At 62.4% G+C, this 12,085-nt stretch carries 13 protein-coding genes; 6 read left to right on the forward strand and 7 right to left on the reverse strand.

The annotated features are described in order from the left end of the window. Positions 1–2: 2 nt before the first annotated feature. Genes pseB through pseI form a run of 6 tightly spaced genes read left to right on the forward strand, consistent with a single transcriptional unit; the run spans position 3 to position 5,603 of the window. Positions 3–1,001 carry a UDP-N-acetylglucosamine 4,6-dehydratase (inverting) gene (gene pseB / locus J4E08_RS03015; RefSeq protein WP_349537230.1) on the forward strand — a complete coding sequence of 333 codons (999 nt, stop codon included), beginning with the start codon at positions 3–5 and terminating at the stop codon, positions 999–1,001. Beyond that, positions 1,001–2,149, forward strand: coding sequence for a UDP-4-amino-4,6-dideoxy-N-acetyl-beta-L-altrosamine transaminase (gene pseC, locus J4E08_RS03020; protein ID WP_349537231.1), 1,149 nt, complete (start codon positions 1,001–1,003; stop codon positions 2,147–2,149). The genes pseB and pseC overlap by 1 nt, the downstream gene beginning before the upstream one ends. After that, complete coding sequence (gene pseF, locus J4E08_RS03025; RefSeq protein WP_349537232.1) at positions 2,146–2,835, forward strand: pseudaminic acid cytidylyltransferase; 690 nt, start codon at positions 2,146–2,148, stop codon at positions 2,833–2,835. The genes pseC and pseF overlap by 4 nt, the downstream gene beginning before the upstream one ends. A 4-nt stretch (positions 2,836–2,839) precedes the next feature. Continuing rightward, complete coding sequence (gene pseG, locus J4E08_RS03030) at positions 2,840–3,994, forward strand: UDP-2,4-diacetamido-2,4,6-trideoxy-beta-L-altropyranose hydrolase (RefSeq protein WP_349537233.1); 1,155 nt, start codon at positions 2,840–2,842, stop codon at positions 3,992–3,994. Further along, positions 3,991–4,551: a UDP-4-amino-4,6-dideoxy-N-acetyl-beta-L-altrosamine N-acetyltransferase gene (gene pseH, locus J4E08_RS03035; RefSeq protein ID WP_349537234.1), complete on the forward strand. Its 561-nt coding sequence runs from the start codon at positions 3,991–3,993 to the stop codon at positions 4,549–4,551. The genes pseG and pseH overlap by 4 nt, the downstream gene beginning before the upstream one ends. Further along, a complete protein-coding gene (gene pseI, locus J4E08_RS03040) occupies positions 4,548–5,603 on the forward strand; it encodes a pseudaminic acid synthase (RefSeq protein ID WP_349537235.1) in 1,056 nt (351 codons plus the stop codon). Before pseH ends, pseI begins: the two co-directional genes overlap by 4 nt. Positions 5,604–5,617: 14 nt before the next feature. On the opposite strand, the gene J4E08_RS03045 is transcribed toward pseI, so the two are convergent. From J4E08_RS03045 to J4E08_RS03075, 7 genes are all read right to left on the reverse strand, one after another. Further along, on the reverse strand, positions 5,618–6,235 hold the full coding sequence (locus J4E08_RS03045; RefSeq protein WP_183964470.1) for a TetR/AcrR family transcriptional regulator: 618 nt from the start codon (positions 6,233–6,235) through the stop codon (positions 5,618–5,620). A gap of 60 nt (positions 6,236–6,295) precedes the next feature. Then, complete coding sequence (ppk2, locus tag J4E08_RS03050; protein ID WP_349537236.1) at positions 6,296–7,171, reverse strand: polyphosphate kinase 2; 876 nt, start codon at positions 7,169–7,171, stop codon at positions 6,296–6,298. A 60-nt stretch (positions 7,172–7,231) separates the two neighbouring features. After that, positions 7,232–8,176: an alpha/beta fold hydrolase gene (locus J4E08_RS03055; protein WP_349537237.1), complete on the reverse strand. Its 945-nt coding sequence runs from the start codon at positions 8,174–8,176 to the stop codon at positions 7,232–7,234. Positions 8,177–8,197: 21 nt separating this feature from the next. Further along, entirely contained in the window at positions 8,198–9,118 is a 921-nt protein-coding gene (locus J4E08_RS03060) for a homoserine O-succinyltransferase (RefSeq protein WP_349537238.1), read from the reverse strand. Positions 9,119–9,283: 165 nt separating this feature from the next. Beyond that, positions 9,284–9,448, reverse strand: a complete 165-nt coding sequence (hemP, locus tag J4E08_RS03065) for a hemin uptake protein HemP (protein ID WP_183964954.1) — start codon at positions 9,446–9,448, stop codon at positions 9,284–9,286. Positions 9,449–9,633: 185 nt separating this feature from the next. After that, complete coding sequence (locus J4E08_RS03070; RefSeq protein WP_349537239.1) at positions 9,634–10,491, reverse strand: ATPase; 858 nt, start codon at positions 10,489–10,491, stop codon at positions 9,634–9,636. Between the two features lie 149 nt (positions 10,492–10,640). Beyond that, positions 10,641–11,945 carry an OmpP1/FadL family transporter gene (locus J4E08_RS03075; protein WP_349537240.1) on the reverse strand — a complete coding sequence of 435 codons (1,305 nt, stop codon included), beginning with the start codon at positions 11,943–11,945 and terminating at the stop codon, positions 10,641–10,643. Between the last annotated feature and the right edge of the window lie 140 nt (positions 11,946–12,085).

Consider the following 12,085-nt stretch of genomic DNA (forward strand, 5'->3'; position numbering starts at 1 on the left):
CCATGTTCGACAACAAAACCATTCTCGTGACCGGTGGCACTGGCTCTTTCGGCCATGCTTTCCTGTCGATGACCCTCGCGCGGTACAATCCCAAGAAGGTCATCATCTATTCGCGTGACGAGATGAAGCAGTGGAACATGGCGAAGCTCTTTGGCGATGATCCGCGTGTTCGCTTCTTTATCGGCGATGTGCGCGATCGTGACCGCCTGTACCGCGCCTTCGACGGGGTGGATTACGTGGTGCACGCCGCCGCAACCAAGATCGTGCCCACGGCGGAATACAACCCCTTCGAATGCATCAAGACCAACGTCAACGGCGCGATGAACGTCATCGACGCGGCCATCGACAAGGGCGTGACAGGCGTCGTTGCGCTGTCGACGGACAAAGCCTCCAGCCCGATCAACCTGTATGGCGCCTCGAAGCTGGCCTCCGACAAGCTGTTCGTCGCGGGCAATTCCTACGCCGGTGGCCACAAGACGGCCTTTTCCGTGGTGCGCTACGGCAACGTGATGGGGTCGCGTGGCTCCGTCATCCCGTTCTTCATGTCGATCAGGGACAAGGGCGTCCTGCCGATCACCGATCCGCGCATGACCCGCTTCATGATTTCGCTCGACGAGGGGGTGGAGCTGGTCTGGCACGCCTTCGCCGACATGGTCGGTGGCGAAATCTACGTCAAGAAGATCCCCTCCATGAAGGTCACCGACATTGCCCGTGTGGTGGCCCCGGAGTGCAAGACAGAGATCGTCGGCATCCGTCCCGGTGAGAAAATCCACGAACAGATGGTCGGGACCGAGGATGCGCCCTTTACCTACGAATATGCGGAACACTTCAAGATCCTGCCGAACCTGAATGATTGGTTCAACGACAGCGCCCGGATCAAGGACGGGGTGAAGGTTGCCGACGATTTTGTCTACTCCAGCGACAGCAACGCGGACTGGATGACGGATGAGGCGCTGATCGCCTGGATCGAGGACAACCGCAGCAAGATCGGAGCCATCTGATGATTCCCTACGGGCGGCAAGATATCTCGGAGGAGGATCGTGCAGCCGTTGACGCGGTGCTGCGGTCCGATTTCCTGACGCAAGGGCCAGCGGTGCCTCGGTTCGAGGAGGCGCTCGCCGCGCGCGTCGGTGCCTCCCACGCGGTCGCGGTGAATTCGGCGACCTCCGCCTTGCACATCGCGGTGGCCGCACTTGGGTTGGGGCAGGGCGATCTGCTCTGGACGACGCCGATCACCTTTGTCGCCTCCGCAAACTGCGGGCGCTATTGCGGTGCGGATGTGGATTTCGTCGACATCGCCCCCGAGACCTTCAACATGTGTGCCGATGCGCTCGAAGCCAAACTGGCAATTGCCGAGGCCGCCGGACGCCTGCCCAAGGTCATCGTGCCCGTGCATATGTGTGGCCAGTCGCCGGACATGGTCCGCATCGGCGCATTGGCCCGGCGTTACGGCGTCCGCGTTGTCGAAGACGCAAGCCACGCCATCGGGGCAGATTATGACGGCAAACCGGTGGGGGACTGCGCCCATTCCGACGTGACGGTCTTCAGCTTTCATCCGGTCAAGATCATCACCACCGCCGAAGGTGGGCTGGCAACGACAAACGACCCCGCGCTCGCGGAGCGCATGGCGCTGCTGCGCAGCCATGGCATCACCCGTGACGACGCGCTGATGACCGAGCCGTCTCACGGTCCGTGGTATTACCAGCAGATCGACCTTGGCTGGAATTACCGCATGACGGAAATGCAGGCCGCACTTGGCCTCAGCCAGCTGTCGCGGCTGGACCCGTTCGTGGCGCGTCGCAGGGCGCTGGCGGATCGCTACGACAACGCGCTCCAGGGGATGCCGCTGTCGATCCCGGGGCGTGACCCGAAGGCCGACAGTGCCTGGCACCTCTACGTCATCCGGTTGCACGACCAGACGCGCCATCGCGCGGTCTTTGAACGGCTGCGCGACGCCGGGATCGGCGTGAACCTGCACTATATCCCGGTTCACCTTCAGCCCTATTACAAGGCGTTTGGCTTCGCGGAAGGCGACTTCCTGCAGTCCGAGGATTACTATGCGCGCGCCATTTCCATCCCGCTTTATGCCGGTCTGAGCGATGCCATGCAGGACGAGGTGATCGCCGCGCTGACCGAGGCGCTGTCTTGACGCTTTGCGTGATCCCGGCGCGGGGCGGCTCCAAACGCATCCCGCGCAAGAACATCCGCCCGTTTCTCGGGCGTCCGATGATCGCATGGTCCATCGCGGCGGCGCAGGAGGCCGGTGTCTTTGATCGCATCGTTGTCAGCACGGACGACCCGGAGATCGCAGACTGCGCGCGGGCCGAGGGGGCAGAGGTGCCCTTTATGCGCGCGTCAAAGTTGTCCGATGACACCACGCCAACCGTGCCCGTCATTGCCGATGCCATCGCACAGGTGTCCGTGCCCCCGGATACGCCGGTCTGCTGCCTCTATGCCACCGCGCCGTTCGTAACCGCGGCGGCGCTGAAGGACGGCCTGTCGCTGCTCAACGACGAGCACGCCCGCAGCGTGGTGTCCGTGACGAGCTTTCCCTTCCCGATCCAGCGCGCGCTGAGCCGCGATGACGACGGGCGCATCGCCATGGTCGATCCTGGCCTCATGCAGACCCGCAGCCAGGACCTGCCGGAGCGGTGGCACGATGCCGGGCAATTCTACTGGGCAAGCGCCGGGGTCTGGGCCTCTGGCGGCGGAATGTTCGACACCGGGGCCCATGGCCTTGTCCTGCCGCGTCACCGGGTTCAGGACATCGACACCGAGGAAGACTGGCAGCGCGCCGAGTTCATGATGCAGGCCTTGCAGGCCGCCGAGGGCTGACCGCATGAGCGCTTCGCCCCCCTCGGATGATGCCCCTCAGATCGTGATCCGCGCCGATGCCTCGCGCGACATCGGCACCGGCCACGTGATGCGATGCCTGACGCTGGCCGAACAACTGCGCCGCACAGGCTACGCAGTGCGCTTCGTGTCGCGCGATTTGCCGGGCCATCTGGGCGCACGCATTCAGGCGGAGGGGTTCAAGCTGACGCTGCTGCCCGCGCCGACCGGCGCTCCCTTTTCCCCCGACGGCCCGGCCCACGCGGTCTGGGCAGGCGTGCCGTGGCAGGTGGACGCCGATCAGACCCGCGCCGTGATGGAGGCCACGTCGCCCGCATGGCTGATCGTCGACCATTACGCCTTCGATGTGCGCTGGCAGAAAGCGACCCTTACGCAAGGCACCCGGTTGATGGTCTGGGATGATCTGGCGGATCGGACGCACGCCTGCGATTTGCTGCTCGACCAGAACCTCGGACGCACCGCGGACGCCTACGCCGGATTGGTCCCCACGGGCTGCCGTATCCTCGCCGGACCGCAATTCGCCGTGTTGCGACCCGAATTCGCAGCCGTCCGCCCTCAGGCGCTTGAGGCCCGAAAGGGGCGTGACCTGCGGCGTATCACGGTCTCCATGGGCGGTGTCGACCTGCCCAACGCCACCGGGCAGGTGCTCTCGGTTCTGGCGCAGACCCGCGCCGCGCACGACCTTGAGATCGAGGTCATTCTGGGCAGCCGTGCGCCCGCCATCGACGCCGTGCGTACGCAGGCAGAGGCCATGCCGCAAACCGTCGAGGTTGCCGTGGATGTCACCGACATGGCCGCACGCATGGCGCGTGCCGATCTCGCCATCGGCGCGGTCGGCGGCACAACGTGGGAGCGCTGCACGCTCGGACTGCCCAGCCTGCTGCTCACCATCGCAGAAAACCAGCATCCTGCGGCGCAAAAGATCCACGATGCCGGCGCGGCTTGGCTGTTAGGCGATATTTCCGACCCGGACTGGGGCGCAGAGTTGGCGCGCCGGTTGGGGGCATCGGACAGGGCCGCGCGGATGCGCGTCATGGCCGACACCTGCGCGCGGCTCTACGATGGCTCTGGCGTCGCGCGCGTGTTGGCCGCGCTCTCTGGCAGCCCTGACATCGCCCTCAACACGGAACAGCAGCCATGACATCAAGCGACATTTTCGGCGTTCTGCGACCCGCAACAGAGGTGGACCTGGGCCACATGCGCGCCTGGCGCAATCACCCTGCCGTGCGGGCGATGATGTATACGCAGCACGAGATTTCCGCCGACGAACACGCATCATGGTGGGCGCGCACCCAAACCGACGAAAGCGCGCAGTATCTGATCTATGAACGCGACGGCCGACCGATTGGCGTGGTGGGCGTGACGCAGATCGACCGCCGCAACGGCACGGCCAACTGGGCGTTCTACGCGGATCCCGATGCCCCGCGCGGCAGCGGCTCCTGCATGGAATATCTCGCGCTCACCTATGTGTTCGAGACGCTCGGCCTGCGGAAACTGAACTGCGAGGTGTTGGCCCGGAACAGTCGCGTGCTTCGGATGCACCTGCGCTTTGGCTTTGCCGAAGAAGGGGTGTTTCGCGATCACGTGCTGATTGACGGGCTGGCCGAAACCGTGCATCGGCTGGCCATATTTGCCGAGGACTGGGCGAAAATTTCGTCACAGCAGGCGGCAGGACTAAGGGAGCGGACAGCACAATGACGCAGGATCTGACACTTTCCATCGACGGTCGCAAGATCGGCCCGACCCATCCGCCTTATGTCATCGCAGAGATGTCCGCCAACCATAACGGTGATCTCGATCAGGCGCTGCGTTTGATCGACGCGGCGAAAGACAGCGGCGCAGATGCCGTCAAACTCCAGACCTACCGTGCGGATACCATCACGCTCGACAGCGACGCCCCGGAATTTCGCATCAAAGGCGGTCTTTGGGATGGCCGCAGGCTCTACGACCTCTACGAAGAGGCCCACACCCCTTGGGAGTGGCACGCGCCGCTGTTCGAACACGCGCGTAGCATCGGGTTGACGATTTTCTCCTCGCCCTTCGATCATACCGCCGTCGAGCTGCTCGAAGGGCTCGACGCCCCCGCCTACAAGATCGCCAGCTTCGAGGCCGTCGATTTGCCGCTGATCCGCCGCGTCGCGCAGACCGGCAAACCGATGATCATCTCGACCGGGATGGCCAATCTGGAGGAAATCCACGAGGCGGTGGCAGCGGCACGCGGGGCAGGGTGCGAGCAGATCGTTGTCCTGCAATGCGTGTCCGGCTATCCGGCGCCCGCATCGGACTACAATCTGCGCACAATGCCGGACATGCAACGCGAACTCGGGCTGCCGGTCGGCCTGTCGGATCATACGCTGGACAACACCACGGCCATCGCCAGCGTGGTGCTCGGTGGCTGCGTCATCGAAAAGCACTTTACCCTTGATCGCAACGGCGGCGGGCCGGACGACAGCTTTTCGCTCGAACCGGCAGAGTTCAAGGCCCTCACCACCGCGGCGCGCACCGCTTGGGACGCCTTGGGGACGGTGGACTACGGCCAAAAATCTTCCGAGATGGGCAATGTCACCTTCCGGCGGTCATTGTATTTTGTCAAAGACCTCGCCGCCGGGGAGGTTATCACGCCGGACGCGGTGCGCAGTGTGCGTCCGGGGTTCGGCGCAGCGCCAAAGCATCTGGACAGTATCCTCGGGCGGCGCGTGCGTCAGTCGGTTGCGGCAAAGACCCCGGTCAGCCTGGACAACCTCGACTGACAGCTCCTGCCGGGCTACGCGTCCGGTGGGATCAGCCCCAGCCCGCGCAGATACACCCCGATCCCGCTTTCCAGCAGATCCTCTGGTGGAAACGGCGATTGGGTGCCGGGGGAGTTTCGCGCAAACAGCTCCACCACGCCGTGCGACATGGCCCAGATATGCGCGGAAAACATCGATGCCGGCGGGCGTTTGTCCTCGGGGATATGTTCGGACAGACGCTTGGCGGCCTCTTCCATGACACCGCGCGCGCGGGCGGAGATCTGCGCCAGCTCCGGCGAATGGTTCACCGAAATCCCGCTTTCGAACATGGCGATGTAATGGCCCGGATACCTGCGCGCAAAGGCCAGATAAGCCCGCCCGCAGGACTCGAACGCCGCCAGATCAGAGGGCTTGCCCGCGTTGTAAGCGTATTCCAGGACATCCGCGAAGATCTCGTAGCCCTGCCGCGCGGCTTCTGAAATCAGGTCTTCGCGCCCACCGAAATGCCGGTAGACCGCCGCAGGCGTGACTCCGGCCTGCTTGGCCGCCTCCGAGAGGGTAAAGCCCGTCGGACCTTTTTCCTCGATCAGTTTCAGCGCGGCCTCGACAAGCGCCTGGCGCAGATTTCCGTGATGATAACCACGTTTGGGCATAGGGGGCACAGGTCTCCTTTCGCAGGGACATAGCCTGCACAAGCGGTCGGCGAAAGGGGCTCAGGCGTCCCAGATATCCGGCCCGCCGGTGATCGACGCGTCGGGATGGCCGGTTGTCTGCGCGTCCTTTCGGTCGTAATCCAGATGGGTCAGCACGTGGCGAATGGCCGCCAGGCGCGCGCGTTTCTTGTCATCCGACCGGATCACCGTCCAGGGCGCGGCGGCGGTATGGGTGCGGGTCAGCGTCTCTTGTATGGCCGCGGAATAGGCATCCCAGCGTTTCAACCCCTCCACATCAATCCAGCTCAGCTTCCATTGCTTCAGCGGATCGCTTTCGCGTTTCAGGAACCGGCGCAGCTGTTCGGCACGTCCGACGTTGAGCCAGAACTTGAAGACATGGATACCCTCATCCACCAACATGCGTTCAAAAGCAGGTGCCTGGGCAAAGAAATGTTCCCGCTGGGCATTGCTGCAAAAGCCAAAGACATGCTCCACCACGCCGCGATTGTACCAGGAGCGGTCAAAGAACACGATCTCTCCGGCGGCGGGCAGGTGGTCGATGTAGCGCTGGAAATACCACTGCGTTGCCTCGCGGTCGGTGGGTTTTGGCAGCGCCACCACACGTGCGCCACGCGGGTTGAGGTTCATGCGAAACCGTTTGATCGTGCCGCCTTTTCCGGCCGCATCACGCCCCTCGAAAACGATGGCGATGCGATGCCCATGCTGCTTGGCCCAGGCCTGCACCTTCACCAATTCGATCTGGAGCGCCTCCATCTCTGTCTCGTAGGCCTTGCGCGACATTTCCGCGTCATACGGGTAGGCGCTGCTGAGAATGTCGTCCTTCCCAGCGTCCTTGATGGCCTTGCGCACGTCTTTTGGCGCATCATTTTCGGCGTATTCGGTAATGGCACCGTCGAATGGCAGATCTTGTGGCATGGTCATCGTCCCCTGTCTTGTCCCGACTATGGCCGGGGCGGGCGCGCTTGGCAAATCGCCTTAGCTCCGCACCGCGCGACGATGCGCCCGGTGAACGGCTTCGACGACGGCGCCTTCACGGGCGTGATGCGGCATGTGGCCGATCCCCTCGAGCACGGTCAGATGTGCATTGGGACATTTCGCAGCCAAAGGCTCCGAGTGGATGTGCAGCGGCACAGTATCGTCGGCGTTGCCGTGTATCAGTTCAATGGGCATGGCCAGCGCACTGTAGCGCTGCGCCTGCGCTGATATCTGATCCAGCAGACCGGCGCGGTGCAACGCGTTGGCGCGCAACGCGCCGGGCCGGATCGTCAAGTCCGCCCCGATGTGCGCGTCATATCCCGGCGGCATATCTTGCGGGTTGAACACGCCGGCAATGGCTTTCTTGATATAACTCTTCGGCACCCACGCCGCCTCGAACGGGATGGCCAGCGGCCCCAGAAGCCGGTGAGAATTTATGCGGTACAGCCAAGACATGCCCCCATCCCAGGGGTGCGACGGGCTGGCGACCAGCACCAGCGCCGACAGCGTTTCGGGGAATTCCACCGCCCAAGCCAAGGCCACCGACCCGCCGTAAGACTGGCCCATGACCACCGGCTGCGCCAACCCCAACGCCCGCGACGCTTTCATCAGCAACGTCGCCTGTTCCACAAGGGTCTCGCCGCCCGCATGCAGACTGTCGGTATAGCCCATGCCCGGGCGGTCAAAGGCCGTGACGCGGTAGTCCTGCGCCAGCCGATCCATCAGCGAAAACGTCATGTCGCGCAGATTGCCGGACATGCCGTGGATCAGCACCACGTCCGGCCCCTTGCCCCGTGTCACATAATGCACGCGGGTGCCGTCGACCTCGACAAACTGGCCCTCGGGTGGAAAAGCCGCTTCTGCGGCGCGGGTCCGCTGCGTTGCGCGCAGGTGGCTCAGACCCCAGGCCGCCACCGCACCGCCAAGCACATAGAGCCCCAGCATCTCAGCCCCCAAAGCGCCGCATTACGTGCCGATGGCCTGCATATCGAAATGCGTGGTTTGATAGATATGGTTGATCCAGTTGCCATACAGCAAATGCGCGTGGCTGCGCCAGGCGTTGCGCGGCGTCTTGCTGGGGTCGTTGTCCGGGTAATAATTTGCCGGCACGTTGATCGGTTTGCCCGCCGCCACATCGCGGTCGTACTCTTCCTTCAACGTGCCGTTGTCATATTCCAGATGGTTAAAGACATAAAGCGCACGATGCGCCGGGTCCTCGACCAGACCGGGGCCTGTCTCATCGCTGTCGATCAGGATCGGCAAACCAGCGGCCCGAAGCTCTTCACGGTGCAGTTCTGTCCAGCGCGACACGGGCATCACGAACCTGTCCGAGAACCCCCGCAGATAAGGCGAGGGGGCGTCCTGCGCCGTGTGCCAGATCGCGCCAAAAGCTTTCTCGTCCAGCAGGTGTTTCTGAATGCGGTGGAAATGGTACAGCATCGCCATGCCGCCCCAGCAGACGCCAAAGGTCGAATGCACATGGGTCTGCGTCCAGTCAAACACCTGGGTCAGCTCTTCCCAATAGGTCACATCCTCGAACGGAATCTGCTCGATCGGGGCGCCGGTAATGATCAGACCGTCGAATTTGTCCCCGCTGGCCAACACCTCGGCGAAGGAGCGGTAAAACGCCTCCATATGCTCGGCGGCGGTGTTGCGGGTCTGATGCTCCGTCATGCGGATCAACTGGAAATCGATCTGCAGGGGCGTCGCGCCGATAAGCCGGGCAAACTGGTTCTCGGTCTTGATCTTCATCGGCATCAGGTTCAGCAACCCGATGCGCAGCGGCCGGATATCCTGCGTTGCCGCCTGTTCCTCGGACATGACCATGACGCCCTCGCGGGTGAGCACATCAAAGGCAGGCAAGTCCGAAGGCAGGCGGATAGGCATGGTAAAATCCTGTGGCTGTTGTCGGCGTGACAGATAGGGCAACAGCGCCGCTCTCACAAGGGTCGCAACGGTTTGCGCTCTGACACTTCACAGGAATAGTTCAAGCTGGGTAAAGCGCGTGTAAAGCCGCGCCAAAGCGTGCTTTGACCCTCGCCGCTGCCAGCTTCACTTGGTCAGGATCAGCTTCCCGGCGCGGGTGATACGCAAGGTGTAGACTTGGCCGTTCAGATCGATCTCGGCCTTTGTACCTTCGGGGATCAGGGCCTGTGCGTCGTAGCGCGGCGTGGCATCGGCATAGGCCAGGGAGGAGCTATCTATCTGGAAGGACATGGGCTTTTTCTCTCGTTCATCTGTCATGAAGCGGGCCATCCGCAAAGCTTGTATCGTCAGCCTACGGTTCACGAGTATTTTTGTCAAGTTTACTCACCCGTGTTTTTCAGCCCTTAAATTCAACGATGACATCGCAAAAGGCCACGCGCAGGACGCATGGCCTTCGTGAACAGTCTGGAGGTGAATCAGGCGGGCAGGGCCTCGGCAATCAACCGTTCGAAATCATCCGCCGTTTTGACCTCAGCCACATCCGCGGCATCCAGCGTGATGCCCCAGTTGTTGGCCATGTCTTCGTAAATCGGCTGCCGGTGCGCCAAAGCCTGCGCATAGGTCCAGCGGATAAACGCATCCGGGTCGACCTCGGCCTCCGTCAAACCGCTTTCCGCCAAGTAGCGCGCCCAACCATTGGCCAGGAAATCCGGACGGTAGGCCATCGGCTTCGGCGCGCGATCAAACCGGCGGACCAGTTCCTCGGTATGCGCGTCAGAGCCGCGAATCCACACCATCAGCGCCACCGACGACAGCGCGGTCAGAATAGGATCTGCCGGGTCGGCAGGGTCCACCCATTCACAAATCGATCCCCCGGTGTCGCAGACGAAATGCGGGTAGCCATAGAGGTCGTCGGCCCGGTCGATAAAATAGCTGGTGTCCAGCAGCGCCTGCCGCTCCGCCCGCTCAAATTGTGACTGGCGCAGGGTGTAGTCGCCCATGCTCATGCCGCCACGGGCCGGATCACCGGGTTTACCCAGATAGGTGGACACGGGCGACAGGTTATCAAAGGTGATGTTGGAGCCGATATAGATCGAATCCGTCATCAGAAGGTCCCGCAGGAACGGGTTTTTCATCGCTTCACGCTTGGCATTGTCTGCGATGTATTCGCCCATGTACCGCGTGCCGATGCGATAATCGATCGAGTAGTGAAACCAGCCCCCGGCGTCGCGCAGCATCTTGGACACATGGGTTTTGCCCAGACCAGACATGGCAAACAGCACGACGCGCTTGTGCGGGGCCTTCAGCCAGTCAGCAGCAGTGGGGTAAAGCATGGGCTGTCTCATCGTCTTGTGATCCGGAGCGCAGGGTTACGCGCCGTGCGCTGTCGCGTCAAATGGCGTTTGGCGCGGGGATCTCGCACGCATGAAAAAGGCCGCCCGGAATCTCTCCGCGCGGCCAGATACAGCGATCTTCGATACGATCAGAAATTCATATCCAGCTTGAAGCCGATGCCAACGACGTGGTTGTCGGTCATTTCAGCCTGCGCGACGCCACCAACTTCTGCCTTCGCATCGCCCAGAACAGAGTAGTTGATCCCGCCAGAGATGTTCAGCGGGCCATCGGTCCAACGCCCGCCCAGCGAAATCCCTTTCAAACCATTGGTCGGCCCAAGCGGGGAGACAAGATCGTCACCTTCCGGCTCGTAGCTGAACGTCAGCGACCCGGCCAGTTTGTCCGAGAACTGCCGCGCCACGCCCAGCGTGTAGCGATTGCTGTCATCCAGATTCACCAGATCGGATCCCAGCGCGGTGGGCACCAGGTCCACGGCCGAAAAATCGGTCCAGCGCCATGTGGCCGTAAGCAGTGTGCCCGCTGCGATCCCGGTCTGGGCTTCCAGGTTGAAACTCTGTGGGGTGACGAAATCGACTTCGTCATTCACCGTCACCAGGCTGCCAGCCATCGGGCTGTATATGGTCTCGGTCGTGTCGGCCTTGTGCTTGGTTTCAAAATGGTAGGTACCGGAGATACGCATCGCGATGTCGGGGATCTCGTAGGCCGCGCCGATCAAGTAATGCGGCTGCGTCGACTTATCCATTTTGAAGTTGTAGCCGCCGTTCGCAAGAAACTGACCGGCATTTGCCTGCACGCTTGCGCCGATATTTCCAAGATCGGTGGCGAGGTTGCCCGTCGATGTCGGCAGGGCCAGTATCGTCGGCGCCAAGGCACCCGCCGCCGCTGGATCGCCCTGCAAAGCCGCGCCGAGCGTTCCCGCGTCTACGCCGATTGCGCGCGCGGTTCCGGCCAGATTGATCGCGGTCGCATAGCCGACGCCATTCAGGGCGACAGTGGCGTCAAGGCGTTCCGCCGATACACCACCAAAGACGCTGAAACGATCGCTGAACTTGTAACGTGCCACACCCGTCAGCGCGACGGAATTGAAGTCCGCGCTCGTGCCGCCGAGGCGTGTGGTGAACGGGCTGGAGTCATAGCTGATATCCGCGCCATACGGATTGTCGATAATCAGCGCAAAGCTCGCTTTATCGTTGATATCATAGGTGTAGCTGACACCGAATTGGCCATAATCCTCGGCCACGCTGTCGTAAGAGCCGCCGCCGGCGATATCCTCGCCGCTGACCTCGGGCATGACGATGCCGTAGCTCAGGGTCGTTGTGCCACCCGGCGAAAAGATCGCCGCGACGCTCTGACCGGATCGGTCAAGACCGGCGGCCATGGCTGTTGTGGCGCTGAGGGCCAGCACGGTGGCCCCTGTCGTAAAAGTTTTCATGATGTTGTCCCTCATCCCTGAAATCAGGAAGTCTCCGGGGATCAGCCTAGACGCGAGACTGCGGTCCAATCAATTTTGACGGTACGTCACTGTTTTGTGAATCTTTGTGAGTCACGTTTATGTAACAGTAAATTATGCGT

The sequence above is a fragment of the Sagittula sp. NFXS13 genome (assembly GCF_040148795.1).
Lineage (GTDB): Bacteria > Pseudomonadota > Alphaproteobacteria > Rhodobacterales > Rhodobacteraceae > Sagittula > Sagittula marina.